30 protein-coding genes and 1 tRNA gene are annotated in these 25,613 nt (G+C 71.2%); 17 read left to right on the forward strand and 14 right to left on the reverse strand.

Features of this window, described 5'->3' with window-relative positions; genetic code table 11:
• The first annotated feature begins 27 nt into the window (after window positions 1–27).
• The 10 genes from ABZ371_RS01450 to ABZ371_RS01495 all read left to right on the forward strand — a co-directional run bounded on the left by ABZ371_RS01450 (window position 28) and on the right by ABZ371_RS01495 (window position 6,197).
• The gene (locus ABZ371_RS01450; RefSeq protein ID WP_358672540.1) at window positions 28–297 is read left to right on the forward strand and encodes a DUF6284 family protein; all 270 of its coding nucleotides are present in this window, start codon (window positions 28–30) and stop codon (window positions 295–297) included.
• Complete coding sequence (locus ABZ371_RS01455; protein WP_358672541.1) at window positions 294–743, forward strand: Pycsar system effector family protein; 450 nt, start codon at window positions 294–296, stop codon at window positions 741–743. Before ABZ371_RS01450 ends, ABZ371_RS01455 begins: the two co-directional genes overlap by 4 nt.
• On the forward strand, window positions 740–1,084 hold the full coding sequence (locus tag ABZ371_RS01460; RefSeq protein WP_358672542.1) for a hypothetical protein: 345 nt from the start codon (window positions 740–742) through the stop codon (window positions 1,082–1,084). Before ABZ371_RS01455 ends, ABZ371_RS01460 begins: the two co-directional genes overlap by 4 nt.
• Window positions 1,081–1,941 (forward strand): protein spdB, encoded by an 861-nt coding sequence (locus tag ABZ371_RS01465; RefSeq protein WP_358672543.1) that lies wholly within the window; start codon window positions 1,081–1,083, stop codon window positions 1,939–1,941. Before ABZ371_RS01460 ends, ABZ371_RS01465 begins: the two co-directional genes overlap by 4 nt.
• Window positions 1,938–2,555: a GGDEF domain-containing protein gene (locus tag ABZ371_RS01470; RefSeq protein ID WP_358672544.1), complete on the forward strand. Its 618-nt coding sequence runs from the start codon at window positions 1,938–1,940 to the stop codon at window positions 2,553–2,555. The genes ABZ371_RS01465 and ABZ371_RS01470 overlap by 4 nt, the downstream gene beginning before the upstream one ends.
• On the forward strand, window positions 2,552–2,890 hold the full coding sequence (locus ABZ371_RS01475) for an RRQRL motif-containing zinc-binding protein (RefSeq protein ID WP_358672545.1): 339 nt from the start codon (window positions 2,552–2,554) through the stop codon (window positions 2,888–2,890). Before ABZ371_RS01470 ends, ABZ371_RS01475 begins: the two co-directional genes overlap by 4 nt.
• A gap of 82 nt (window positions 2,891–2,972) precedes the next feature.
• Window positions 2,973–5,153, forward strand: coding sequence for a cell division protein FtsK (locus ABZ371_RS01480; protein ID WP_358672546.1), 2,181 nt, complete (start codon window positions 2,973–2,975; stop codon window positions 5,151–5,153).
• Between the two features lie 141 nt (window positions 5,154–5,294).
• Window positions 5,295–5,564 (forward strand): hypothetical protein, encoded by a 270-nt coding sequence (locus ABZ371_RS01485; RefSeq protein ID WP_358672547.1) that lies wholly within the window; start codon window positions 5,295–5,297, stop codon window positions 5,562–5,564.
• On the forward strand, window positions 5,561–5,752 hold the full coding sequence (locus ABZ371_RS01490) for a hypothetical protein (protein ID WP_358672548.1): 192 nt from the start codon (window positions 5,561–5,563) through the stop codon (window positions 5,750–5,752). The genes ABZ371_RS01485 and ABZ371_RS01490 overlap by 4 nt, the downstream gene beginning before the upstream one ends.
• A 13-nt stretch (window positions 5,753–5,765) precedes the next feature.
• The gene (locus tag ABZ371_RS01495; protein ID WP_358672549.1) at window positions 5,766–6,197 is read left to right on the forward strand and encodes a hypothetical protein; all 432 of its coding nucleotides are present in this window, start codon (window positions 5,766–5,768) and stop codon (window positions 6,195–6,197) included.
• A 27-nt stretch (window positions 6,198–6,224) separates the two neighbouring features.
• Here the strand turns inward: ABZ371_RS01495 and ABZ371_RS01500 are convergent, their stop codons facing one another.
• Window positions 6,225–7,157 (reverse strand): HNH endonuclease, encoded by a 933-nt coding sequence (locus ABZ371_RS01500; RefSeq protein WP_358672550.1) that lies wholly within the window; start codon window positions 7,155–7,157, stop codon window positions 6,225–6,227.
• Between the two features lie 101 nt (window positions 7,158–7,258).
• Between ABZ371_RS01500 and ABZ371_RS01505 the strand changes: the two genes are divergently transcribed.
• From ABZ371_RS01505 to ABZ371_RS01525, 5 genes are all read left to right on the forward strand, one after another.
• Entirely contained in the window at window positions 7,259–8,359 is a 1,101-nt protein-coding gene (locus ABZ371_RS01505; RefSeq protein ID WP_358672551.1) for a DNA cytosine methyltransferase, read from the forward strand.
• The gene (locus tag ABZ371_RS01510; protein WP_358672552.1) at window positions 8,356–9,204 is read left to right on the forward strand and encodes a bifunctional DNA primase/polymerase; all 849 of its coding nucleotides are present in this window, start codon (window positions 8,356–8,358) and stop codon (window positions 9,202–9,204) included. The genes ABZ371_RS01505 and ABZ371_RS01510 overlap by 4 nt, the downstream gene beginning before the upstream one ends.
• A gap of 3 nt (window positions 9,205–9,207) precedes the next feature.
• Entirely contained in the window at window positions 9,208–10,686 is a 1,479-nt protein-coding gene (locus tag ABZ371_RS01515) for an ATP-binding protein (RefSeq protein WP_358672553.1), read from the forward strand.
• A 454-nt stretch (window positions 10,687–11,140) separates the two neighbouring features.
• Window positions 11,141–11,326 (forward strand): helix-turn-helix domain-containing protein, encoded by a 186-nt coding sequence (locus tag ABZ371_RS01520; protein ID WP_358672554.1) that lies wholly within the window; start codon window positions 11,141–11,143, stop codon window positions 11,324–11,326.
• A 65-nt stretch (window positions 11,327–11,391) separates the two neighbouring features.
• Window positions 11,392–12,771, forward strand: a complete 1,380-nt coding sequence (locus tag ABZ371_RS01525; RefSeq protein ID WP_358672555.1) for a tyrosine-type recombinase/integrase — start codon at window positions 11,392–11,394, stop codon at window positions 12,769–12,771.
• A gap of 175 nt (window positions 12,772–12,946) precedes the next feature.
• On the opposite strand, the gene ABZ371_RS01530 is transcribed toward ABZ371_RS01525, so the two are convergent.
• Window positions 12,947–13,028 (reverse strand) — tRNA-Tyr (locus ABZ371_RS01530).
• Between the two features lie 165 nt (window positions 13,029–13,193).
• Between ABZ371_RS01530 and ABZ371_RS01535 the strand changes: the two genes are divergently transcribed.
• Window positions 13,194–13,682, forward strand: coding sequence for a YajQ family cyclic di-GMP-binding protein (locus ABZ371_RS01535; protein WP_014154639.1), 489 nt, complete (start codon window positions 13,194–13,196; stop codon window positions 13,680–13,682).
• Window positions 13,683–13,962: 280 nt separating this feature from the next.
• Entirely contained in the window at window positions 13,963–14,496 is a 534-nt protein-coding gene (locus ABZ371_RS01540) for a methylated-DNA--[protein]-cysteine S-methyltransferase (protein ID WP_358672556.1), read from the forward strand.
• Window positions 14,497–14,719: 223 nt separating this feature from the next.
• On the opposite strand, the gene ABZ371_RS01545 is transcribed toward ABZ371_RS01540, so the two are convergent.
• The 12 genes from ABZ371_RS01545 to ABZ371_RS01600 all read right to left on the reverse strand — a co-directional run bounded on the left by ABZ371_RS01545 (window position 14,720) and on the right by ABZ371_RS01600 (window position 25,566).
• Window positions 14,720–14,992, reverse strand: coding sequence for a GlsB/YeaQ/YmgE family stress response membrane protein (locus ABZ371_RS01545; protein WP_307125491.1), 273 nt, complete (start codon window positions 14,990–14,992; stop codon window positions 14,720–14,722).
• A 153-nt stretch (window positions 14,993–15,145) separates the two neighbouring features.
• Complete coding sequence (locus ABZ371_RS01550; RefSeq protein ID WP_358672557.1) at window positions 15,146–15,538, reverse strand: YccF domain-containing protein; 393 nt, start codon at window positions 15,536–15,538, stop codon at window positions 15,146–15,148.
• Window positions 15,535–16,398: a zinc metalloprotease HtpX gene (gene htpX, locus ABZ371_RS01555; protein ID WP_358672558.1), complete on the reverse strand. Its 864-nt coding sequence runs from the start codon at window positions 16,396–16,398 to the stop codon at window positions 15,535–15,537. Before htpX ends, ABZ371_RS01550 begins: the two co-directional genes overlap by 4 nt.
• A gap of 325 nt (window positions 16,399–16,723) precedes the next feature.
• Window positions 16,724–17,188, reverse strand: a complete 465-nt coding sequence (locus ABZ371_RS01560; protein WP_358672559.1) for an MscL family protein — start codon at window positions 17,186–17,188, stop codon at window positions 16,724–16,726.
• 135 nt (window positions 17,189–17,323) lie between these two features.
• Window positions 17,324–18,871, reverse strand: coding sequence for an NADH-quinone oxidoreductase subunit N (locus tag ABZ371_RS01565; protein WP_358672560.1), 1,548 nt, complete (start codon window positions 18,869–18,871; stop codon window positions 17,324–17,326).
• The gene (locus tag ABZ371_RS01570) at window positions 18,868–20,418 is read right to left on the reverse strand and encodes an NADH-quinone oxidoreductase subunit M (protein ID WP_358672568.1); all 1,551 of its coding nucleotides are present in this window, start codon (window positions 20,416–20,418) and stop codon (window positions 18,868–18,870) included. The genes ABZ371_RS01565 and ABZ371_RS01570 overlap by 4 nt, the downstream gene beginning before the upstream one ends.
• A 26-nt stretch (window positions 20,419–20,444) precedes the next feature.
• On the reverse strand, window positions 20,445–22,445 hold the full coding sequence (locus tag ABZ371_RS01575; protein WP_358672561.1) for an NADH-quinone oxidoreductase subunit L: 2,001 nt from the start codon (window positions 22,443–22,445) through the stop codon (window positions 20,445–20,447).
• Window positions 22,442–22,855 (reverse strand): NADH-quinone oxidoreductase subunit NuoK, encoded by a 414-nt coding sequence (nuoK, locus tag ABZ371_RS01580; protein WP_358672562.1) that lies wholly within the window; start codon window positions 22,853–22,855, stop codon window positions 22,442–22,444. Before nuoK ends, ABZ371_RS01575 begins: the two co-directional genes overlap by 4 nt.
• The gene (locus tag ABZ371_RS01585; protein WP_358672563.1) at window positions 22,855–23,490 is read right to left on the reverse strand and encodes an NADH-quinone oxidoreductase subunit J; all 636 of its coding nucleotides are present in this window, start codon (window positions 23,488–23,490) and stop codon (window positions 22,855–22,857) included. Before ABZ371_RS01585 ends, nuoK begins: the two co-directional genes overlap by 1 nt.
• The gene (locus ABZ371_RS01590; RefSeq protein WP_358672564.1) at window positions 23,487–24,035 is read right to left on the reverse strand and encodes an NADH-quinone oxidoreductase subunit I; all 549 of its coding nucleotides are present in this window, start codon (window positions 24,033–24,035) and stop codon (window positions 23,487–23,489) included. Before ABZ371_RS01590 ends, ABZ371_RS01585 begins: the two co-directional genes overlap by 4 nt.
• Entirely contained in the window at window positions 24,035–25,003 is a 969-nt protein-coding gene (locus tag ABZ371_RS01595; RefSeq protein WP_358672565.1) for a complex I subunit 1 family protein, read from the reverse strand. The genes ABZ371_RS01590 and ABZ371_RS01595 overlap by 1 nt, the downstream gene beginning before the upstream one ends.
• Entirely contained in the window at window positions 25,000–25,566 is a 567-nt protein-coding gene (locus ABZ371_RS01600; RefSeq protein ID WP_358672566.1) for a hypothetical protein, read from the reverse strand. The genes ABZ371_RS01595 and ABZ371_RS01600 overlap by 4 nt, the downstream gene beginning before the upstream one ends.
• Window positions 25,567–25,613 lie beyond the last annotated feature (47 nt).

The raw sequence follows: 25,613 nt of genomic DNA on the forward strand, positions 1-25,613 counted from the left end.
GTTCCTCGCTGGAAGGAACCACGACCCATGAACCACGTTGTCACACTTCAGGACGCCATCACGGCGTTCGCCGACTTCATCGAGCCGACCCCCGCTGAGCTGGACGCGATCGAGCAGGAGATGCCCGTCATCCTGGCGGACGTCGACCTCCTGGACGCACACATCACCACCCTGGACCGCACCCCGAGTGAGCTGGACGAGCGGCGTATCCGCCGGGCCCGACGCCGGGCGCTCGCCGCCCGGGCCGCGCTGGTCAACCGCACGGCCGGTACGAGCCTGCCCGGGGGTGCCGCGTGAGTACCGCGACGGAGAAGAACCTGACCGCCGCGCACGCGGAGGTGAAGGCGGAGATCGCGCGGACGGACGCGAAGACGGCGCTGCTGCTGGCGTTCGTCGGCGCCGTCCTCGCCGGATCGTGGACGGTCGCCCGCGACCTCCCCCTCAACGTCCCCGCCTGTATCGCCGGGGGCGCTGGTCTGGCGCTGCTGGTCGGCGCGGCCGGTCTGCTGCTGCGGTCGGTGCGGCCGAACCTGTCCGGCCGGCACGGCTTCCCGCTGTGGGCCACGCTCACGGCCGAGGAGATCACGGCGGCGGTCGACAGGGACATGGCCGCCGACATCGCCGGTCTGTCGCGGCTGGCGGTCGCCAAGTTCACCTGTCTGCGTCGCGCGGTCGACCTGACCGCCGCCGGCGGCGCCCTGCTCGTCCTCGCCGCGCTGATCACGGCAGGGGGTGCGGCATGACGCTGGACGACCGCACGGTCCCCCTGCGGGCGCTGCGGCTGCTGGCCGTGGACTTCGGTCACCTGCCCGCCCCCGACGTGGACGTGTCCCGCGTCTTCCCGAAGTGGCTGCGGCTGTCCTTCCACGGCACCTCGGGGGAGAGCCTGGCCGCGTTCGAGCAGTGGCGCACCGCCCTGGGGATCGCTCCGGACGCGGTCGGCTACGGCACGCAGAGCGACGGCCGCACCCGCGTGCTGAAGGCTGAAGGCGACTTCGCGGGGGCGGTCATCATGCTGACCGCCTTCGCGGACGTCCCCGTGAGCAACCCGGCCCCGGCGGGACAGGCGGGGGGCGTGCGGTGAAGGCGAAGACGGTACTTCCCGCGGTCGCGATGACGGCCGTGTCGATGGTGCTCACCCTCGCGGTGGTCATGATGTGGCTGGGGGCGGCGGTGCCGTGGCCGGTCGCCCTGGTCGTCGGTCTCGGCATCGACGGCGGATGGCTGGCCACCCTCGCCTACGAACGGCGCCTGGCCGCCCAAGGCGACCACAACCGCGCCGTCACCGCCGTCGGCTGGTCCTTCGGCGTCCTCGCTGCCGGCGTCCTCGTAGCGCACGCCCTGAGCGCCGACCACGCCGCCGGGGCGTGGCTCGCGGTGGCGTGGCTGCCGATCGCGGCCAAGGCGCTGTGGCTGGTGCACAGCCTGTGGGAGCGCACCGCGCTGACCCCGCTCGCCCTGGACGCCATCCGGGGAATCCAGCAGGAAGCGCGAGACGAAGCGGCCGTGGCGCGTGCCCGGCTGCGAGCGGAAGCGGCCACCGAGGAAACCCGGCTTGCGGCTGTGACGGAAGCCGGGGCGCGCGTCGCACGCGTCCAGGCCGCCACCGCGCAGAGGCTCGCGGGGGCGTGGTCGACGCTAGAGACGGCCCGTAAGGGCGAGGAGACCGGACGGGCGCTGACCAGCGTGACGGCCCCCGTCACACCCGGCGTCACACCCCGCTGGGAACTGCCCGTATGGGGCCCCACCGAACCAGTGCCCGCGCTGGAACCGGGAGCTCCCGCGCTGTCGGATGACGCGCTGGACACGCTCGTGCACGAGATCCGGCACAGCCAGACCCCGCCCCTCTCGTACCGGGACATGGCTGCCCGTTTCCGGGCCGCCGGCCACTCCGCCAGTGAGGTCCGGTTGCGGGCCGCGTGGAAGCGGGTGGCCGCGTGAACACCCTCGCCGCGCTCTTACCGGCCGTGCCGCCCGCCCTCGGGTGGGCGGTCCACGCCCGATGGCTGCACACACGGCTGACCACCGCCCGCCGCGACCCGCTCACCGGGTTGTGGACGCGGGACGCCTTCACCCGCCGGGCCCGCCGCCTGCTGCGCGACCAGCGCGCCGTGGTCGTGCTGGCGGACGTCGACCACTTCAAGCAGATCAACGACACCCACGGCCACGCCGCCGGCGACGCGCTGCTGAAGGCGGTCGCCGCCCGCCTCGCCCACGGCACCACGCCCGGCGGGGTGGCGGGGCGGCTCGGCGGGGACGAGTTCGCCGCCGTCGTCGTCGACCGCGACGGCACGATGGCCGACCGGCTACACACCCTCGCCCGCGTCCTCGCCCGGCCCGTCGACACCGCGCCCCAGGTGCACACCACGGTGTCCCTGGGTTGGGTGCGGGCCGCCGACCACCCCGGCGAGGACCTGTCCGCGCTGCTGCGCCGCGCCGATGAAGCCATGTACGCGGCCAAGCGGTCCGGTCGGCCTGGTCCGCGCCGGGCCCGTCTGGGGCGGCTGCTCGGATCGGTCGCCGGTCGCCGCCCCGGACGGCGCGGCGCGGCGTGAGCACGCTGCCCGTCTACCGGTGGCACCTCGCCCCGGACGGCTACGCCACCCGCCGCCAGCTCAGGGCGCGCGGGCTGCGGCCCGGTGGTCAGGACGTGGCCGCTCAGCTCGAACGGCCCCGGCGGCGGGGCCGCCCGCCCCTGGTCGCCTACCTCTACCGCGTCGACCTCGCCAAACCGGTCCGGCCGATGACTCCGGGCCGGTGGGCGGCGCTCGCCAAGGCCAACGCCGCCCGCCGCATCTGCCCGCAGTGCCGCACGGATGCCGGTTACGTCATCCCGACCTCACTCGGCACGTGCGTGCCCTGCGCCTGCCCCGAGCAGAACGCCGCCTGACATCCGGCGGGGCCCGTCCGCCCACCTCCTACAGCGACGGACCGGGCCCCGCCTTCCTCCTGCGAGAGAAGGAAGTCTCATAGTGAAGCACCCCGACGACGACAATGAACTGTTCAACCGCCTGGAAGCCGAAATGGCCACCGACGCCGGCGCGGATGTGGTCGACCTGGACAAGGCCCGCGCCGCCCGCGAACCGGCCCCCGTCACCGTCCCGGAGCCTGTACCGGCCGACCCGGACACCCCGGTCATGGTCGACCAGCCCGCCCCCGCGGCTACCAGTCCCGGCTATCTCGGACGGCTCGCCGGCGCCCGCCGCCGCGCGGTCGTCCCCCTCTGGCTGAAGTCCGTGGCCGAACTGCGCACCGCGTCGGTGTGGGTGGCCCGCCACTACACCCACGCCGCCGGCTACCACGCGCTCCGTGCCCCGGTCTACGCCGCCCGCCTCGCCTTCCAGGCCCCGGCCGGTGCCGCCCGGTTCGTCGGAGGCACGATGCGGTGGGTGGCCGACCGCGAGGGCGAACCGGTTCGCCTGGCCGCCGTGCGCCGCGAGGACGCCGCCGAGTACCTCAAGCTGTCGCGGCAGCGGGACGGACGGGTCCGGCTGCGGACCCTGGTCGCCGCCCTGGCGACGTTCATCGGTCTCGGGGCCGCCCTCGCCATCTACGTGCTGGCCCCCGACTGGCTGCAAGCCGTCTCCGTGAGCGCGGTCGTTCTCGCCCTGGGGACGGCCGGCCGCAAGGCGGACGCCCCGGTCGTGCACCGGGCCGTGGAACTGCCCAAGGCAACCAAGCTCACCAGTGACATCGTCCTTCGGGCCCTCGGGGCACTCGGCATTCCCGCGATCAATCAGGCGCAGGGCAAGGGCCGGGACGGGTTCGAGTTCACCGCCCCCATCACCCGCGACGGCCCCGGCTGGCGCGCGGAAGGCAACCTCCCCTACGGCGTCACGGTCACGGACATCATCGAGCGGCGCGAGCGGCTCGCGTCCGGTCTGCGCCGCCCGCTGGGCTGCGTGTGGCCCGAAGCGGTACCGGATGAACACACCGGGCACCTGGTGCTGTGGGTCGGGGACCAGGACATGTCCCGCGCCGCTCAGCCGGCGTGGCCGCTGCTGAAGTCCGGGCAGGTGGACCTGTTCAAGCCGGTGGCCTACGGCACCGACCAGCGTGGCCGGTGGACCGAGGTGACGCTCATGTACATCGCGGGCGTCATCGGCGCCATCCCCCGCATGGGAAAGACGTTCCTTCTGCGGTTGCTGTTGCTGATCGCGGCCCTCGATCCGCGCGCTGAGCTGCACACCTACGACATGAAGGGCACCGGCGACCTGGACCCGGTGGGCAACGCGGTCGGCTACCGGCACGCCGCCGGCGACGACGACGAATCCGTCCAGTACGCCCTGGACGACTTCCGGGCCCTGCGCGAGGAACTGCGCCGCCGCACCAAGGTCATCCGGTTCCTGCCCCGGGACATCTGCCCCGAGTCCAAGGTCACGTCCGCGCTCGCGGACAAACGGTCGCTCGGGCTGCACCCCATCGTGGTCGGGGTGGACGAGTGCCAGGTCCTGTTCGAGCACGCCGAACACGGCAAGGAATTCGAGGAGATCATCACCGACCTGGTCAAGCGCGGCCCCGCCACCGGCATCGTCGTCCTGCTGGCCACGCAGCGCCCCGACGCCAAGTCGCTGCCCACCGGCATCAGCGCGAACGCGTCCGCCCGGTGGTGCCTGAAGGTCATGGGCCAGCTGGAGAACGACATGGTCCTGGGCACCTCCGCCTACAAGCGCGGCGTGCGGGCGACCATGTTCGCCTGGGGAGACAAGGGCATCCACTACTTCGTGGGCGAGGGCTCCGACGCCCGGATCGTCCGCTCCGTCTACGTGGACGCTGGCGGCGCCGAAGCCATCGCCGGCCGCGCCCGCCGGGTCCGGGAGAAGGCCGGACTGCTCGCCGGTCACGCCCTCGGGGAGGCGCCGGAGCCGACCACGGCGGCCTATGACCTGCTGGCGGACATCCTCGCCGTGGTCCCCGCGAAGGAGGCCAAGGCGTGGTCGGAGACCATCACGGCCCGGCTCGCGGACCTGCGCCCCGAGGTCTACGACGGATGGGACCCCGACGCGCTGGCCGCCGCGCTCAAGCCGCACGGCATCGCCACGATCCAGGTCGGGCGCCGGGTGAACGGCAAGGTCGTCAACCGGCGTGGCGTCGACCGCTCTCACATCACCACCGCGATTGCGGAGCGTGACGGAAAGCGGGACGCGGGCTGAGCCTGCGGGGCCGCTAACGATAGCGGCAGCCCCCGCTAACGTTAGCGGCCCCGCTAGCGCCCCAAACCGCCTTTGATCAGGCCGCTAGCGGATAGCGGCCCACCTGCGCAAACCCCTGAAACCTGCCTGGGAGGGCCCTTCATGACCTCCGCCCTGCTCGCCATCACTCTCATACTCGGCATCACGCTCTGTTACGTCGGGGTGTGTGCGGTGTCGCCGTTCGGTGACTGCCGCCGCTGCCGTGGCATGGGCCACGCCATCACCACGGACCGCAAGGGCCGCATGAAGCGCGGCAAGGACTGCCGCCGCTGCCACGCCACCGGCAAGCGCATCCGCACCGGCCGCTGGCTCTACAACCGGTGGGCCCGCGTCCACCGCGCCGGCACCCACACCCCGGGAGGCTCCCGATGATTCTCGACATCTCCGCCGTGCTGCTGTTCGGCGCCGCCTCCGTCTTCGCGGTCAAGACCCGCTCCGCCGGCGGCGGCGCCGCCCTCGTCCTGTTCCTGTTCGGGTTCTTCACCGCCGGAACCGGCGCGTACGGCCCCATCCACGACGTGATGAGCGCGTGCGCCGCCGCCCTTTCCGACCTCGGCTGACCGGAGGCCACCCGTGAACGAACCCACCATCCACCGGCCGACCCCCATCACCCCCGCCGCCGTCCACCCGGCAACCGTCGTCCCCGTCCAGCCGCACACGACGCCAGCGGTGGCGAGCATCGTCCTGCCGGACGGCCGGGTCGTCACCGGCTACGCCGTGGCCCCGGCTCAGCCCGAACCGGTCACCGCCAAGCCGGCCATCTCCCGCGCGGCGGTGAACGTCGCCCTCGGGGGCGTCGGCTTCCTCGCGGTCTGCGGCGGGCTGCTGCTGCTCACCTCGTTCATCGCCGCCCTCACCGCGTTCGTCACGCAGCTCGTCATCCTCGCCGCCGTCGTCTTCGGCGGATGGATCGCCGTCCAGGTCCTCGGGACCAGTAGCCACCGCGGCGGCACGACCGTGAACATCCGCCGGGCCGTCTTCAAGCGCAACCACTTCCACGGCTGAGACCCAGGTGTCCGTGGGCTGGGCCGGCTAGGACTCCGGTCGATGGAGACACCAGTGCCTACCGAGCCAGGTGCGGTGTTCTCTTTGCAGGGGGACTGCCACCGGTTTTCCCTGCAAGCTCGCATACAGCGGATACGCGAGCATCTCCGCGGAGATGTCGAGCGTGCCTGTCGTGGGATTCACCGCAATCTCGCCCAAGTCGAAGAGACGGTGGATATCGCGGCGCAGGAGCAGCCCGCCGTGCTCGTGGTGCTCGCCGCTCTGGGCATAGCTGTAAAGGTGGGCAGCTTCCAGGGCTGTGGCGGGCGCAGGGCCTGTGAAAGCACACAGCTCGCCTTGGTCGGCCAGCAGCCGCTTACGGAAGGCGCCTTGCCCTATACGAACCCGTACGACCGACTCCCGGTGTCCTCCGGGAATGGCCAAGCGCGTCTCTTCCAGCACGTCGAGTTCAACGACATCGCCCGTGACAGCGGCCAGGGCGTTGCGTAGCTTCTCCCACCGCGCGGGTCGCATGCTGTGCTGCGATCGCGGCGAGTCACACAGGGCCCGTAGTTCCGCCCCGGATAGCAGCCCTCGCGCCTCCATCCATGCCTTGCCATGGCGTGACTGGTAAGTCGTTACCTGCTTGGTTGTGCGACCGGGGACGTCGAACGACGCTCCGCAGTCGTAACACCGGTACTGGGGCGCCTTCTGCTGTCTCCGTTTGATCGCTGCCTTGTCGCAATGCGGGCAGAAATACAGCGGTTTCTCGCGAGTGTCCGTCTCGATGGCCTCGATGACCGAGACGCCGATCAGTTCCTTCCTGTCCCAGAGGGCGATCACGTCTCCCTCTGCCAGGCGCGCGTGATTGGGAACCGTGCTGTCCCAGCTGTAGTGCTCCGCCGGGTTGTCGTCGTACCCGTCGTTCCCGGCGTGCTCTCGTCTGTCCCCCAGAGCCAGCACCAGCCACGCAGTCGTCATTTCACCCCCAAGTTGTCATGACTCGGGGCGGTCGCCTCTCGCCAAAGACCGCGACCGCCCCGTCAACCAGCACCCAACAAGAGAACTGGAGACACCCCAGCATGACCCAACCCACCGACATTCGGCGAGCACCTGACTCGCCGCACATCCTGTCGCTGTGCGCCGGCTACGGCGGCTTAGAGGCCGCGATCCGGGCCCGCATCGGCGGCCAGGTCGCCGCCTTCGCCGAGAACGACCCGCACGCCGCCACCGTGTTCACCCACCGGCACCCCGCTGTGCCCAACCTCGGGGACATCCGCCACGTCGACTGGGAGCGCGTCCGGGACGTGTTCCGGCCGGATGTGATCGGCGCCGGTTTCCCCTGCCGCAACACCTCCAACGCTGGACGAAGGGACGGGATCAATGGGCAGTGGTCGCGAGTCTGGAAAAACGTCGCTGAGGCTGTGGGCCACCTTCGACCGCGCCTCGTCTTCCTGGAAAACGTGGCGGCGCTCCGCTCGCGGGGGCTGGACGTCGTCGCCGCGGACCTGGCCGCGCTCGGGTATGACGTCCGGTGGACATGTGTACGCGCTGGTGACCCCGAAACCGGCGCCCCGCACGAGCGCGACCGCTGGTTCGCAGTTGCCCATCCCGCTGATGCCGACCCCCACCAGCTCGGACGGCACTGGCGGCCCCGGCACCTCGCCGAAGCGCAAGGGCGGGATGAACCTGCGCACCGCGGTGACGAAGCTCCCGCCGCCCCGGGAGTCGTGAGTCTGCTGCCCACACCGGCGGCACGCGACTGGAAGTCCGGTGCGTCGAACCTGCTGGAACGCAACGCCCGGCCGCTGAACGAGGTGGCCGTGAACCTGCTCGCCGGCGTCGACACCACGCCGTCCGGGCCGGTCCCACTGGACGAGCGGTGGGTGGCCGCCGACGGCACCGACTACGGTCCCGCCATCCGCCGCTGGGAGCACATCACCGGACGGACGGCGCCCTGCCCGACCGAACCGGGCACACGCGGCAACCGGCGCCTGTCACCGCTGTTCACCGAATGGATGATGGGCCTGCCCGAAGGATGGGTCACCGCCGTGCCCGGCATCCCCCGCAAGGAACAACTGAAGATCCTCGGCAACGGCGTCGTACCCCGTCAGGCGCACCACGCCTACGGCCTGCTGCTCGGCACCGCCACGGCCAGGCCCGCATGGGGGGTGGCGGCATGAGCGAGACGCTGCACCCCCAGCGCACCGCGGTGAGCCTCGCCGCGTCCGGCGTGCCCGTGCTGCCCCTGCGCCGGGGCAAGGTGCCGTTCGGCAACTGCACGGCGTGCGCGGACAACGCGTGCGGCGGCCGGCCGAACATGAAGACCCCGGGCCCGTGCCGGTGCCCCGGCGTCTGCCACGCCTGGGCCGCCGCCACCACCGACCCGGCCGTCATCGTCTCGCCCTCGTGGGCGGCGGCGTGGCGGCGGGCGGTGTGCGTCGGCTACCACCCCGGCGACGCCGGGCTGACCGTGGTCGACCTGGACGACGCGGACGCCATCGCCTGGGCCCGTACCGCCCTGCCCGCCACGCGGGCCGTGCCGACGACGCGCGGTGAGCACTGGATCTACCGGGGCGCCATGCGCTCCGTGAACGCGGTCCGCCCCGGCGTGGACATCAAGTCGTCCATGTCCTACGCCCGCTACCTCGGCCCCGGCACCGGCGTGATGGCCGACCTGCCGGACGCCGTGCGCGCCTTGGTGGTGAAGGAGCCCTCCCAGGCTCGGCCGGCGCCGCATGCGGTCACCGTGCCCACAGGTGCCGGGAACGAGGAGTGCCCGCACCGCACGCCCGCCTATCTGGAGCGGGGCATCGCCATGGCAGAGCAGCGCATCACCGAGGCCCGCAGTGGGATCCACGCGACCGTGTACCGCACGTTCCTGGCCGTGCTGTCCACGCACGGCCGGTGCGGCTGCCTCACCGACACCCACATCACGCGACTGTTTAGCGCCGCGCAGACCAAGGGCGAGACCCTGCGGCACTGCACGGACGCGTGGACCAACGCCCGCACCACGCTGGGACTGTGACCCATGTCCGACGACAACAAGACCCCCGCCCGCGACGTCATCGCGGACTACGCACAGACGCACTTCCGCTACTTCCGCACCGCTGACGGAACCGTGTACGCGCAGAAGAACGGCCACCCCGTGGCTCGCCCGATCCGCTCACAAGGGACGTCGGGCAGTCACCGGCAGGAACTCATGGTCGGACTTTTCCACGACGGGCACGGCGTGTTCAACGGCACCGCCTTGAAGGAGGCACTCGACTTGATCGAAGCGTTGGCGCTGAGCCAGGACGTCCAGCCCGTACACATCCGCGTCGCCCCCGGATTCGACGGGGCCACTTGGCTGGACCTCGGGCGCGACGACGGACAGTCGGTCCGCATCCACCCCACCGGATGGGACATCCGTACCCCCGACCCGCAAGAGGTCTGCTGGCGCCGCACCCAGCTCACCGGCGAGCTGCCCATGCCGGCCAAGGACACCAACGGCAAGGGCATCGATCTGCTGCTCAGGCTGTGCAACTTCGCCAACGCCGAGACCGAGTGCCTCGCCATCGCGTGGCTGATCGGCTGCCTCGGCCCGTCCGTGCCCGTCCCCGCCCCGTTCCTCACCGGCCCCCAGGGCGCGGGGAAGTCGACCGGCGGGCGGATGCTCGTACGGATCATCGAGGGCATGAGCGGGGACCTGCGCCGCGCCCCCAAGGATGAGGAAAACCTGATCGCGGCCGTGGCCGCCGGATGGGTCACCGCCCTGGACAACCTCTCCCACCTCGCCCCGGACCTGTCCGACGCGATGTGCTGCATCGTCACCGGCGCCGAGACCGTCAAACGCGCCCTGTACACCGATGGCGACGTGGTCCGCGCCCGCTACCGGCGCCCCCTGCTGCTGACGGGTATCGACGTCGGCGTGATCCGGCCCGACCTCGCCGAACGGCTGCTGCCGCTGCGGCTGGAACGCCCCAAGGTCCGGCGGACGGAAGCGGAGCTGTGGGCGGAGTACGCACAGGCCCTGCCGGTCATCCTCGGGTCGCTGCTCGACCTCACGGTGAAGGTGCGTGCGGCTGAGGCGGACATTCCCACCGACCTGCGGATGGCGGACTTCGCGCACCTGTGCGCGCAGCTCGACGCGGCGACCGGGTTCGGGTCGCTCGCCGCCTACCGGGCGAGTCTGGACGACCTGAACGACGACGTCATCGAAGGCGACTTGCTGGCGCAGACGGTGCTGAAGTACGCCGCCGGCCTCGCCCCGGGAGGAGAGGAGCGGATGACCTCTTCCGAGTGGCTGCACGCCCTCACGGGCCTCTACGCGGGCGAGGACTGCCGCCCCCTTCCCAAGGGCTGGCCGACCACCGGCAAGGTGCTCTCAGACCGCCTCAAGCGCCTTCAGCCCACCCTCGCGGCGCGGGGCGTCCTCGTGGACTGGGGGCGCACCAAGGCGGCCCGGTACATCGAAATGGCCCGGCCCCCGGCGGCGCCGCCTGGACACGAGCAGGAACCGGCGTTCTGACCGCCGGCCGCCCTGCCGGTCGATACAAGCAAGAGGAGCACCCGGCGGCGCGTGCTCCTCTTGCTGGTCGGCGGCGGCGCCGCCCTGCGATGGTCGCGCCGCGAAGCGGCTCCTTCTTCACGCCCTGAGCCGCGCATCACAACAGACACCACCCCCTCCTTTGTCCGAAGGAAAGAGACGCTGCGTCACCCGTGTCACCCACGGGCGGCAAACGGCCCGTGGCCTGCCAAGACAGCGGTGACGCAGACGGGCGGCGGGTGCGTCACCCCACGTCACCAGCGTCACCCGATGACGAGAGCCTCCGTCACCAATGACACACCCCGCAACCCCCTGTGTCACTCAAACCAGCAGGTCAAAGCCGCGAGTGACGCGAATGACGCGGTGACGCAGAAATCCGCACCTCGGACAGACGCGGGTCCCCTCCCCCTCCGAATCCTGAGAAGGAGTCTTCGCCTTGGCTGCCCCCAAGATGCTCAAGCTCCCGGAAGTCCTCGAAGAGATCGAGATGAGCCGCACCGCCTTCTACCGCATGCGCGCCCGCGGCAAGGCCCCGAAGCTCATCAAGCTCCCCAACGGACAGCTTCGCTGCCGCCGCAGCGACCTCGACGCCTGGTGGGCGTCGATGGAAGACGCCGCCTGATCGACCCCCACCCGCACACACGAGACACGAGGGGCCCGGTTCCGCCGGGCCCCTCTGGAGTTTGCATGTCACTCACGTACGACGTCCGCCTCTACTCCATCGAAATCCGCAAGGACCGACCGAAGCCGTACCGCCTCCGTTGGCTGGTCGGGGAGCGCAAGCACTCCAAGAGCTACGCGCTCAAGGTGCAGGCAGAGGGGCGCCGCTCGGAACTCATGTCCGCCGTGCGACGCGGTGACCAGTTCGACGAGGAAACGGGCCTCCCCGTCTCCGAGCTGCGCGCCAAACAGGGCTCGGTCACCTGGTACGAGCACAGTCGCGCTTACGTCGACCGTAAATGGGCGCAAGCCCCAGCGAAGTCACGGCGGAACTACGCCGACGCGCTGGCCACCATCACTCCCGCGCTCGTGAAGACAAGGGCCGGCATGCCGGATGCCGCGCTCATGCGGCGAGCGCTCTACGGGTGGGCGTACAACCGGAACCGCTGGAACGAGACCCCGCCGGACGACGTTGCCCGCGCCCTTGCTTGGGTCGCCAAGAACTCTGTGCCGGTGTCCGCGCTGGAGGATTCCGCAACCGTACGTCTGGCCCTGGACGCCCTCTCCCTGCGGCTGGATGGGAAGACAGCGTCGCCGCGCACCGCGAAGAGGAAGCGCGCGTGCCTGAGTGACGTTCTGGGGCTCGCCGTGGAGGAGAAGTACTTCACCATCCCGGTCAACCCGCTCGCGGCCGTGAAGTGGACCGCGCCGAAGTCGGTGGAGGCGGTGGACCCCGAGAGCGTCGCCAATCCGCGGCAGGTGCGCGCCCTCCTGGCGGGAGTCCGCGGGCAGGGGCCCCGCGGGCGGCATCTGGAGGCATTCTTCGGCTGCCTGTACTACGCGGCCATGCGGCCGGCCGAAGCCGCCGGACTGCGCGCGGATCAGTGCCACCTCCCGGAAACGGGATGGGGCATGCTCACTCTGCGGCAGGGCATCGTCCGTGCCGGACGGAGCTGGACGAACGACGGGACGGCTCACGAGATGCGCCACCTCAAGGCCCGTGCCGAAAAGGATTCCCGACCGGTGCCCATCCCTCCGCACTTCGTCCGCATGCTGCGGCAGCACATCGCAGAGCAGGGCACGGCACCTGACGGCCGACTCTTTCAGACGAATCGCAACGGTCTGCTACAAGAGACCGGCTATGGGAAGGTATGGGCGAAGGCCCGCCGGGAGGCGCTGAGTGAGGCAGAGACAGCCTCACTGCTGGCCCGTCGCCCCTACGACCTTCGGCACGCTGGAGTGTCGTTCTGGCTCAGTTCCGGCGTGGACGCGATGGAGTGCGCCCGCCGCGCCGGCCACAGCATCGCAGTGCTGCACAAGGTGTACGCCAAGGTGCTTGACCAGACACGCGAGCGTGCCAACAGCCAGATCGATGCGGCACTCCGGGAGTGGAACGAGCCGGAGTGATCCTGCTCTCCCCCGGGGGGACACCTGGGGGACGCGCACTGATCGACATTGGAATACACGCGGTACGAGGTGAGACACGTCCGCGTCCCGTCCGCGACGAATCGAACGGGGATCAGCAACGAAAAACCCCCTCCGACCTGCCGTGATGGCTGGTCGGAGGGGGTCTTACCCGTTGTGGCGGCGCCAGGATTCGAACCTGGGAAGGCTGAGCCGGCAGATTTACAGTCTGCTCCCTTTGGCCACTCGGGCACACCGCCTCGAACGACGCGTGGAAGCTCCGTTACGGGGCTTCTCGGCGACGACGTAAACGATACCCGATGCTCAGGGGTGCTCCGCCACCTGATTGATCAGTGCTCGGGACCGGCGGGGGTGGCTAGGCTTTGTGCCGTACCCAACGCATACGACACAAGGAGCCACACGTCATGGCCGACTCCAGTTTCGACATCGTCTCGAAGGTCGAGCGGCAGGAGGTCGACAACGCCCTCAACCAGGCCGCCAAGGAGATCTCCCAGCGCTACGACTTCAAGGGCACGGGGGCCTCGATCTCGTGGTCCGGCGAGAAGATCCTCATGGAGGCGAACGGCGAGGAGCGGGTCAAGGCGATCCTCGACATCTTCCAGTCCAAGCTGATCAAGCGCGGGATCTCCCTGAAGTCGCTGGACGCGGGCGAGCCCCAGCTGTCCGGCAAGGAGTACAAGATCTTCGCCACGATCGAGGAGGGCATCTCCCAGGAGAACGCCAAGAAGGTGGCGAAGATCATCCGCGACGAGGGCCCGAAGGGCGTCAAGGCGCAGGTCCAGGGCGAGGAGCTGCGGGTCAGCTCGAAGAGCCGGGACGACCTGCAGGCGGTGCAGGCGCTGATCAAGGGCAAGGACCTCGACTTCGCCGTGCAGTTCGCCAACTACCGGTAGGTGGGTCGCTGCCGTGTGCAGCGGGGTCGTGAGCGGGGCGGAGCACGTCGACGGTGTGGTCCGCCCTGTGTCCGCGTGGTGGGACCGGTCGTGTTCGTGGGGTGGTGGTCCGTCCTCGTCCGTGCTGCGGTCCGGCCCATGGCTGTCGGCGACCGCCGGCGGCCGCGTGCGCGATGTCCGAATACCGCCGGTCGTGCCGCTTCCCAGGTCGCAGACTCGGACGTACGGAATGGTGGGCGGACCGGTGCCGTGGTCCACGGGCAGGGAAGAAGCGTGAGGCGTGGTGACGACGACCGTGAAGACGACGACGGTGTACGCGAGGGTCGACAGCCCGCTGGGTGAGCTGCTCCTGGCCGGCGAGGAGCGGGCGGATGCCGTGGGCGGCGTGGCGCTGGTCTCCTTGTCCTTGCCGGAGCAGAAGGGTGCCGCCGTCGTGCGGGAGGACTGGCGTCATGCCCCGCAAGCGTTCGACGGGATCGTCCGGCAGCTGGCGGACTACTTCGAGGGGCGGCTGACACGCTTCGACATCACCTACGCGGACGGCGTGCGCACCGCGTTCCAGCAGCGTGTCTGGGAGGCCCTGGACGCCGTTCCGTACGGGGAGACGGTGTCGTACGGGCAGATCGCCGCGCGGGTGGGCTCCTCGGGGGCCGGGGTGCGAGCCGTCGGGACGGCGATCGGGCGCAATCCGCTGCTGGTCGTCCGGCCGTGTCACCGGGTCATCGGTGCGGACGGGACGCTGCGCGGTTACGCCGCCGGGGTGGGGCGCAAGGAGCGGTTGCTGAGCCTGGAGGGCGCTCTGCCGGCCTTCTGACGGGACCGTGAGGGTGTGCCGGGTCCTCCCTGGCGAGGGCTAAGGACTTCGTGTCCGGCGGCCTCGCCGTGGCGCGGACCGCCTCCTCGTGGCGCAGGCCGCTCCCTCGTGGTCGGCCGCCTCCTCGTGGCGCAGGCCGCTCCCTCGTGGCGTAGGTCGGCCTCGGGGCGGGTGTCGCGCTGTGGGTCCTGGCGGTCCGGCTGGACGGCCCCGGAGGTCGAGGTCAGCGGCGGTCTCGGGAGTTGCCGAAGAGCAGCCGGTAGGCGATCAGCAGGACGAGGGATCCGGCGATCGCCGCGACCCACGTGGCCGTGTCGTAGAAGTCGGTCGACACGGGGCGGTCGAGGAAGCGCGACGAGAGCCAGCCGCCGAGGAACGCGCCCACGATGCCGATGAGCGTGGTGCCCACGATGCCTCCCGGGTCGCGGCCCGGGAGGAGGAGCTTGGCTATGGCGCCGGCCAGGAGACCGAGGATGATCCAGCTGATGATGCTCATGATCATGAACCTACCCGTCGCTTGATCCTGTAGGTCAAGACGCGGGCCGCTCGGCCGTGGTTGCCGTCCGCTCGTCCCGGCTACCCGGGCCACCGGGCCACCGGGCCACCGGGCCACCGGGCTACCGGGCTACCGGGCTACCGGGCTACCGGGCTATCGGGTGGCGAACGGCTGGTCGCTGCGGACGATCTCCTTGCCGAAGGGCATCAGGGAGACCGGGATCAGCTTGAAGTTGGCTATGCCCAGCGGGATCCCGATGATCGTGACGCACAGGGCGATGCCGGTGAAGATGTGGCCGAGGGCGAGCCACCATCCGGCGAGGATCACCCACAGGACGTTCCCGACGAGGGACGGGCTCCCGGAATCGTGGCGGTCGACCACCGTGTAGCCGAAGGGCCAGAGGGCGTAGACACCGATGCGGAACGCCGCCACCCCGAAGGGGATGCCGATGATCGTGATGCACAGCAGGAGGCCCGCGGCGACGTAGCCGAGGAACATCCAGAAGCCGCACAGGATCAGCCAAATGACGTTCAGGATTGTCTTCACGGTCGATACCCTGCCATCTGCTCGAGTCGGGCGATGCGTTCCGCCATGGGCGGGTGGGTGGAGAACATCTTGGACATGCCCTGGCCGGGGCGGAACGGGTTCGCGATCATCATGTGGCTCGCGGTCTCGATCCTCGGTTCGGGCGGCAGCGGGAGTTGTCTGGTGCCGGCCTCCAGCTTGCGGAGGGCGCCGGCGAGGGCGAGCGGGTCGCCGGTGAGCTGCGCACCGGAGGCGTCGGCCTCGAACTCCCGGGAGCGGCTCACGGCGAGCTGGATGACGGAGGCGGCGAGCGGCCCGAGGATCATCACCAGCAGCATCCCGATGATGCCGGGGCCCTCCTCGTCGTCCGACCGGCCGACCGGGATGAGCCAGGCGAAGTTGACCAGGAACATGACCACGGAGGCCAGTGCTCCCGCGACGGACGAGATGAGGATGTCCCGGTTGTAGACGTGGCTGAGCTCGTGGCCGAGGACGCCGCGCAGCTCACGCTCGTCGAGGATCTGGAGGATGCCCTCGGTGCAGCAGACGGCGGCGTTGCGCGGGTTGCGTCCGGTGGCGAAGGCGTTGGGCGCCTGCGTCGGGGAGATGTAGAGCCGGGGCATGGGCTGACGGGCGGCCGTCGACAGCTCCCTGACGATGCGGAAGAGCTGCGGCGCCTCGAATTCGCTGACCGGCCGGGCCCGCATGGCCCGCAGGGCCAGCTTGTCGCTGTTCCAGTACGCGTAGGCGTTGGTGGCGAGTGCGACGAGCAGGGCGACGATCAGACCGGTGCGTCCGAAGATGCTGCCGATGACGATGATGAGCGCGGACAGTCCCCCGAGGAGAACTGCGGTCTTCAGCCCGTTGTGCCGGCGGTGCACGGACGCCCTCCAAGTGGTGCAGCAGGGGAACCCTTGCTCGGTGGTGCTCCACTCCCCAGTGGAGCCTCCCGTACAGGTCAACGCGAGGCGGCGGGCGCTAGTTCCCTTGTGCGAGGCCGCCCGGGCGGCGGCCGAAGGGGCGGACCCGGAAGGCTTCCCGGGTGGCTCCCCCGGCGGTGCCGGCTCGACGCGCCCTTGGGCCGTGCGGGTCGTCCAGCGCGTGCCGGGCGGGCGCGTGTGGCTGCCCGGTCCGCTCCTGGCGGTCCGCCCCGTCCGCCCGCTCCCGTCCCTCCGCGCCGGTGCGCGACCTGTCGCCGCGTGCGCGTCAGCGCTGGGTGGGGAGGTTCGCGAGCGCCCGGGCCTCCGGGTCCGGCTCGACGTCGCTGGTGCAGTGGCCGCAGCGGGTGGCGATGGCCGGGATCTCGGTGAAGCAGCGGGGGCAGTCGCGGAGCGCGGCCTTGATGTCGGCCTTCTTCTCGTCCTCCTTGGTCGTGAAGCGGTTGTGCACCTGGGCCATGGGGACGACGACCAGGAAGTACAGCACCGCGGCGGTGATGACGAAGGCGATGGCGGCGCTGACGAAGAGGCCGTAGGGGAACTTCACGCCGTCGACCGTGAAGACGGCCTTGCTGAAGTCACCGGTCCCACGGGTGAAGAGGCCGATCAGGGGGACGATGAAGGCGTTGCTGAAACCGGTGACGACTGCGGTGAACGCGGCTCCGACGGCGAGGCCGATGGCCATCGAGATGACGTTTCCGCGCAGTATGAAGTCTTTGAACCCGTTCAGCACCGCTTTGCTCCTCATTGCTCTGTTCAGATGACACGTGCACGCAAGACCTTGCCCTGCGCGCGCGGGCGCGGGCAAACCGATCTTCCGGCGGCCCAGGAGCCTTGGTGCGCCGGAATCCGGCCCGCGGACGCCGGATCAGAAGAGGCTGACAGCGGCGAAGCGCAGGATCAGCTGCGGCGCCCCCGAGAGGGCGACGGCGGCGAGCCCGGTGAGCACGATCGCGGTGGTCAGGGGGGCGGGGACGCGGTGCTTGCGCGGAGCGGCGGTGGGGCCGGGGGCGGGGCCGCCGCCGGGCACGTCCTCCGGGGCGCGGAAGAGTGCCGCGGTCCACCGGAGGTAGTAGTACAGCGCGATCACCACGTTGACGGCCATGACCACGGCCAGCCAGCCGAGCCCGGCGTCGACGGCCGCGGAGAAGACCGTGACCTTGGCGAAGAGGCCGATGACGCCCGGCGGCAGGCCGGCCAGGCAGAGCAGGAAGAAGCCCAGGGCGAGTGCGGCCGCCGGGCGGGTGGCGTACAGGCCGCGGTAGTCGGCGAGGCGGTTGCCCGGGCGGGTGCGGGCGACGAGGGCCGCGACGGCGAAGGCCCCCAGGTTCACGACGGCGTACATCAGGGCGTAGGCGACCGTCGAACCGATCTGCTCGTCACTGGAGTACGCCGCGGCGGCGATCGGGACGAGCAGGTAGCCCGCCTGGCCCACGGACGACCAGGCCAGGAGGCGTACGGCGCTGCGGGCGCGGGTGGCGCTCTGCCGGAGTGCCGCCACGTTCCCGACGGTCATGGTGAGGGCGGCGAGCACGGCGAGGGCGGGCCCCCAGACGTCGGCGTAGGACGGGAAGCCGATCACGGTGACGAGGATCAGCCCGGAGAATCCGACGGCCTTGCCGACGACCGAGAGGTAGGCGGCGATGGGGAGCGGTGCTCCGACGTAGGTGTCCGGGACCCAGAAGTGGAACGGTGCGGCGGCCGTCTTGAAGGCGAAGCCGACGAGCGTGAGGACGACCCCCGCCTTGGCGAGGGTGTCGAACTCGCCGGGTACGTCGTCGAGGCGGGCGGCGATCTCCGTGAGGTGCAGGGTGCCGGTCGTCGCGTAGACGAAGCTGACGCCCAGGAGCATGACGGTGGTGGCGACGACGGACGACAGGAAGAACTTGAGTGCGGCCTCGGAGGAGCGCCGGTCGCCGCGTTTGATGCCGACGAGGGCGAAGGCGGGGAGCGAGGCGACTTCGAGGGCGACGACGAGGGTGGCGAGGTCGCGGGCCGCGGGCAGCAGGGCGGCGCCGGCCGCGGAGGACAGCAGGAGGAACCAGAACTCGCCGGCCGGGAGCCTGCGGGTGTCCCCGAGCGAGAGCAGGGCGGTGAGCAGGGCGCCGCCGAGCACGAGGGCCTGGATGGCGAGGGCGAAGTGGTCGGCTGTGTAGCTGCATGCCCCGGCCGTGCCGGTGAGGCAGAAGGTGGAGCGGTCCCCGGCGCGCAGCGGGACGAGCAGGGCGAGGGCGGCGGCCAGGCCGGCGACGGCGCCGTAGCCGAGGAGCGGCTTGCGCCGTTCGGGGACGAACAGGTCGGCCACCAGCACGACGAGTGCCACCGAGGCCGCGGCGACGGGGGGCGCGATGGCCAGCCAGTCGACGGACTGGACGAGGCTCGCCGCCCCGGTTGCGCTGTCGGCTGCCACGGTCACGACTTGCCTCCTGCGAGGAGCTTCTGCACGGCCGGGTCGGTGAGGCCGAGGAGGACGGCCGGCCAGAGCCCGGCGAGGACGGTGAGGGCGGCGAGCGGTGTCCAGGCGGCGAACTCGTAGCTCTGGATGTCCGGGACCGGCTGCGGCTGCTCCCGGTGTGCGCCCATGCAGACGCGGCGCACCACGATGAGCATGTACGCGGCTGTGAGCAGGGTGCCGAGGGCGCCGATGGACATGAAGGTGAGGAAGGCGGGGCGGTTGAGGCCGTCCGCCGGGTCGAAGGCACCGAAGAGCGTGAGCATCTCGCCCCAGAAACCGGCGAGGCCGGGGAGTCCGAGCGAGGCGACGGCCGCGAAGGCGAGCAGGCCTCCCAGGCGGGGGGCACGGCCGTAGAGGGCGGCCCCGGTGGCTCCGGAGAGGGTGTCCAGGTCCGCGGTGCCGTGGCGGTCCTTGATCGCGCCGACCAGGAAGAACAGCAGACCGGTGATGAGCCCGTGGGCGATGTTGGCGAACAGCGCCCCGTTCACGCCGGTGGGGGTCATGGTGGCGATGCCCAGGAGCACGAAGCCCATGTGGCCGACCGAGGAGTAGGCGATCAGGCGCTTGAGGTCGCCCCTGGCGCCGGGGCGGGCGAGGGCGAGGCAGGCCAGGGAGCCGTAGACGATGCCGACGACGGCGAACGCGGCGAGGTACGGCGCGAAGGTCCGCATCCCGTCCGGTGCGACGGGCAGCAGGATGCGGACGAATCCGTACGTGCCCATCTTCAGCAGGACGCCGGCGAGGAGGACGGAGCCGACGGTCGGCGCCGCCGTGTGCGCGTCGGGGAGCCAGCTGTGCAGGGGCCACATCGGGGTCTTCACGGCGAGGCCGACGCCGACGGCCAGCACGGCTGTGACCTGCACGGACGCGGTGAGGCCCCGGCCGTTGTCAGTGGCGAGTGCCACCATGTCGAAGGTGCCGCTCTTCAGTCCGATGAGGAGCAGCCCCAGCAGCATGACCACGGAACCGAGCAGCGTGTAGAGGATGAACTTCCAGGCGGCGGGCTGCTTCCGGTCGCCGCCCCAGCGGGCGATGAGGAAGTACATCGGGATGAGGACCATCTCGAAGGCCAGGAAGAACAGCAGCAGGTCGAGGACGGCGAAGGTCGCCAGCGTGCCGGACTCGAGGACGAGGACGAGCGCGACGAAGCCCTTCGCCGAGGGGCCTGCGGGGAGCTTGAAGTAGCTGTAGAGCGCGCAGAGGAAGGTCAGCAGCGCGGTCAGGACGAGGAGGGGGAGGGAGATGCCGTCGGTACCGAGGTGGATCCGTACGTCGAGTGCCGGGATCCAGCTGATGTCCGTCGTGGCCTGCATCCTCGACGGGTGGTCGTGGTCGAAGCCCGCGGCCAGGACGATCGCGGCCGCGAGGACCGCGCCGGTCACGGTCACGCCGTGGCGGAGCACGGCCTGGCCGGGGTTCCTCCCCTTGAGCCCCGGGGGTGCGGGCAGGAGCGCGGCGGCCGCACCGAGGAGCGGCGCGACGACGACGAACGCCAGAAGGAACTGCATCACGGATGCGCTGATATCGAACACGGTCACGCCCCGGCGTTGACGTTGGCAAAGACGACGGCGGCGATCGCCAGGACAAGGGTTCCGGCGAGCAGCGCGCCGAGGTAGGTCTGCACGTTGCCCGTCTGGGCGCGGCGGACCGCGTTGCCGAGGCCGCGGGCGAGGCCGGCCGACCCGCGCACGTACGTGTCGATGACCTCGCGGTCCAGGAAGCGGACGAGCCGGGCGGCGGCCTGGACGGGGCGGACGAACAGCGTCGTGTAGAGGGCGTCGAGGTGGAATCCGGTGACCGCGTGGCGGTGCAGGGGGCCGAGCAGGAGCCGTCCGGGGTCGGAGGGGTCGGGTGCGCCCGCGATGGTCCCGTAGACGGCGGTGTGGGAGGTCATCGCCTCGGCCTCGACGAGGGCGGGCTCGGCGTCCGGGTGGGCGGCGACCGCGCCCACCGGGGGGCGCGCGGTCGTGGCCGTCGTGTGCCGCCAGGCCCCGTAGGTGACGAGTCCGCCGACGAGACCGACGCCGGTCGACAGGACGGCGGTCGCGAGGGTGGGGGTGAGGCTGTGCCCGTCGAACCAGTCGGTGATGGCTCCGGCCGTGAGGCCGAAGGCGATGGTGGGGACGGCGAGGACCCAGAGGACCGAGGTCATGGCGGCGGGCTGCCTGCCGTGGTCGGCCACGTCCGTGCCGCGGCCGCGGAAGGCGAGGAGCCAGAGGCGCGTGGCGTAGGCGGCGGTGAGCAGCGCGGCGAGGAGTCCCGCGACGAGGATCGTCCAGCCGGCCGCCGCCGGGGCCACGTGCCGGTCGCCGAGGGCGGTGTGTTCGGCGGCGACGAGCACGGCTTCCTTGGAGAAGAAGCCGGCGAACGGCGGGATGGCGGCGAGCGCGAGCAGGGCGACCGTCATCGTCCAGTACGCGTCGGGGATGCGCTTGGTCAGGTTGCCCATCCGGGACATGGCGGCGAGCGAGTTGGTCCCCGCGGCGTGGATGACGACGCCCGCGGCGAGGAAGAGGACGGCTTTGAACGCGCCGTGCGAGATGAGGTGGAAGACGGCGGCCCCGCGGTCACCGACGGCCAGGGCCCCGGCCATGTAGCCGAGCTGGCCGATGGTCGAGTAGGCGAGGACGCGTTTGATGTCGTCCTGTGCGAGGGCGGCGAGGCCGGAGCCGATCATGGTGACGGCCGCCATCACGGCGAGGACGACGAGCGCCGCGCCGGAGGCGGCGAAGACGGGGAGGAGGCGGGCGACGAAGTAGATGCCGGCGGCGACCATGGTGGCCGCGTGGATGAGCGCGGAGACGGGGGTGGGACCGGCCATCGCGTCGGGCAGCCAGGTGTGCAGGGGGAACTGCGCGGACTTGCCGGCGACGCCCGCGAGGAGCAGCAGGGCGACGAGGGTGGGGTGGTCGAGCCCGCCGTTGTCGACGGCGGCCAGGACGCCGGTGATGCGGAAGGTCCCGGCGTCGGCGGCGAGCGCGAAGAGGCCGATGAGGAAGGGCACGTCGCCGAGCTTGGTGACGAGGAATGCCTTGAGGGAGGCGGCGCGCGCCTCGGGGGTCTCCCAGTAGTGGCCGACGAGGAAGTACGAGCAGATGCCCATGATCTCCCAGCCGACCAGGAGCACCATCAGGTCGCCCGAGTAGACGACGAGCAGCATCGCGGAGGTGAAGAGGGAGACGAGGGCCGCGTAGGAGGGGTAGCGGGCGTCGTCCTTGAGGTAGGCCGTCGAGTAGACCTGGACGCAGGTCGCGACGAGTCCGACGAGGACGGCGACGAGGACGGCGAAGCCGTCGAGGTGGAGCGCGAGGTCGATGGGGACCGAACCGGTCGGGGTGAGCTCGGTCGAGGCGTCGACGGCTCGTCCGCCACCCTGGCGTACGGCGACGAGGACGGCGATGACGGCCGCGGCGAGGGTGGGCAGCACCGCGAGGGGCCGGACGAAGTGGGGGGCGCTCCTTCCGAGGAGGAGCCCGGCGGCCGCGCCCAGGAAGGGCAGGAGGGGTACGAGGACGGCGAGGGTCGTGGTGGTCACGCGGTGGCCTCTGCCTTCTTTGCCTTCCCTGCCGGAGCAGTGGCCTGGTCTGCGGCGTCGCCGACGGCGGCGTCCGCGTCGTCGGGGAGCTCTTCGGCGTCGTCGGTCTCGGCCGTGTCGCGGAGCCGGTCGATGTCCGAGCTGCCGCGGTTGCGGTGGACGGCCAGGACGATGGCGAGGCCGATGCCGATCTCCGCGGCGGCGATGGCGATGACGAAGAGGGTGAGTGCCTGCCCGGAGTGGAGTGCGTCGCGGAGCCAGACGTCGAAGGCGACCAGGTTGAGGTTGACCGCGTTGAGCATCAGCTCGACGGACATCAGCACGAGGATGGTGTTGCGGCGGGCGAGCACGCCGTACAGCCCGACGCAGAAGAGGAGGGCGGCGAGCACGGCGGGATAGGCGAGGTGCATCAGCTCTCGTCCTCTCGGTCCTTGCCGGACGCGCGTGACCGGGCGCCGCCGGGGGCGGTTGTCCCGCCCCGGCCCCCGCGCCCGCCGGGCCGGCCCTCCCGGTCCTTGCGGGACAGGACGATGGCGCCGACCAGTGCGGCGAGCAGCAGGACGGACAAGGCTTCGAACGGCAGCACCCAGTGCCGGAAGAGGAACTCGCCCGATGCCTCGGTGGAGCCCTGGGCGGGGCCGTCCAGGTCGATCCACGTCGTACGGAAGGCGTCCACCACGACCCACACGAGGACGGCGGCCGAGACGCCGGCCACGCCCACGGCGATCCACCGGTTGTCCGAGTCGGCGTCCGGGGAGCGCCCGATGGGGGCCCTGGTGAGCATGAGCCCGAACAGGAGGAGGACGACGATGGAGCCGACGTAGATCAGGACCTGTACCCAGGCGATGAACTCGGCGGTGAGCAGGAGGTACTCCACCGCCAGGCCACCGAGGGCCACGACGAGCCAGAGCGCGGCGTGCACGAGCTGCCTGGTCGTGACGGTGACGAGGGCCGCGCCGAGGGTGACGAGGCCGACGAGGACGAAGGCGATCTCGACACCGGCCGGCGACAGGAAGCCGGGGTGGCCTGCGGCTGCGAGGGTCACTCCCCTCCCCCCTGTCCGGTGTCCTGGGCCCGGAGCTTGTCGGCCGTCTTGCGGGCGGCGGCGATCTCCTTCGGTTCCTCGGCCGCCGCGTCGAGCGCGGGCGGCTCCGGCACGGTCCACATCCACTCGCGGAGCTTGTCGCGCTCGTGGGTGAGTTCGTGGATGTCCGTCTCCGCGTACTCGAACTCGGGCGACCAGAACAACGCGTCGAAAGGACAGACCTCGATGCAGATACCGCAGTACATGCAGAGGGCGAAGTCGATCGCGAAGCGGTCCAGTACGTTCCGGCTGCGCTCACGGCCGCCCGGAGCGGCCGCGGGCATCGTCTCCTTGTGGGAGTCGATGTAGATGCACCAGTCCGGGCACTCACGCGCGCAGAGCATGCACACCGTGCAGTTCTCCTCGAACAGGCCGATGACACCGCGGCTACGGGGCGGCAGTTCGGGCTGTACGTCCGGGTACTGGGCGGTGACCGTGCGCTTCGTCATGGTCCGCAGGGTGACGGCGAGGCCCTTGGCCAGGCCTGAGCCGGGGATCGGGGGCACTAGTTGATCGCCACCTTCACGATGCCGGTGAGCGCGATCTGCGCGAGGGCGAGGGGGATGAGCGTGGTCCAGGCGAGCTTCTGCAACTGGTCCTCACGCAAGCGGGGGTAGGTGACACGGAGCCAGATGACGACGAAGGCCAGCACGGCCGTCTTGAGCAGGGTCCAGACCCAGCCCAGTCCGTCGGCACCGAGCGGGCCGTGCCAGCCGCCGAGGAAGAGCACGGTGGTCAGCCCGCAGAGGACGACGATGCCGGCGTACTCGGCGAGCAGGAACAGGGCGAAGCGCAGGCCCGTGTACTCGGTGTACGCCCCGAAGATGATCTCCGAGTCGGCGACGGGCATGTCGAAGGGGGGCCGTTGCAACTCGGCGAGCCCGGCCACGAAGAAGACCACGGCTCCGACGATCTGCCAGGGCAGCCACCACCATGCGAAGGCGTCGAGGATGCCGGGGAGCGAGACCGTACCGGCCGCCATGGCCACCGAGGCCGCGGCGAGCAGCATCGGGAGTTCGTAGGCGAGCAGCTGGGCGGCGGTACGGAGGCCGCCCAGCAGGGAGAACTTGTTGGCCGAGGCCCACCCCGCCATCAGCGAGCCGAGCACACCGACGCCCATGACGGCGAGCACGAAGAAGATGCCCGCGTCGACGACCTGGCCGACCGCGCCCTCGCCGGGTCCGATCGGAATGGCCACCAGCACGAGGAGGTACGGGAGGAGTGCGACCGCGGGGGCCAGCTGGAAGACGCGGCGGTCCGCGTCGGCCGGCACGACGTCTTCCTTCTGCGCGAACTTCACCCCGTCGGCGACGAGCTGGGCCCACCCGTGGAAACCGCCCGCGTACATGGGCCCGAGCCTGCCCTGCATGTGGGCCATGACCTTGTGCTCCGCCTGCCCGACGACGAGCGGAACGACCATGAACACGGCAAAGACGATGACGAGCCGGAGGGCGACGTCGAGTACGTCGTTCACGCGGTATCGCCTCCGGCGGGACGGTCGTTTCGGTGCGGGGAGGAAGACGGGCCGGGCCCGGGGCCGGAGCCACTGTCCGGGTCACGGTCGGCGCGCCCGCGCACGGTGTCATCCGGGGTCTGCTGGGGCTCGGGTCCCGGCTCGGGCTTCGGGGTCGGTTCGGGCTCCGGGGTCTGCTGACGCCCCGGTCCCGGCTGAGGCTTCGGGGCCTGCCCCGCTTCGGGGGCCTGCTGGGGCTCCGAGGTCTGCTCGGGCTCAGGGGCTTCCCCGGCCTCCGGGGCCCGCTCGGGCTCCGGGGCTTCCCCGGCCTCCGGGGCTTCCCCGGCCTCCGGGACCTGCCCGGGCTCCGAGGCCCGCCCGGATCCCGCCCCCGGCCCGGACTCCGCCCCCGGCTCAGGCTCAGGGGCCCGCTGCGCGGCCCGTTCCGTGGTCTGTTCGGGCTCCCGCTTCGCGGGCTGCTCGGGGGCTGACTGTGCCGGGGTCTCGTCGAAAGCAGGGCTCGCGTCGTGCCACGGGGCGTCCGCGCTGTCCTCGGGGGCGGCGGACGGGGTGGTGTCGCTCACGGTCGTTCTCCCTCGTGGCCGGTCGTGGCGACCGTGCCGTCACTGAT

It is taken from the genome of Streptomyces sp. NPDC005899 (genome assembly GCF_040629645.1).
Lineage (GTDB): Bacteria > Actinomycetota > Actinomycetes > Streptomycetales > Streptomycetaceae > Streptomyces.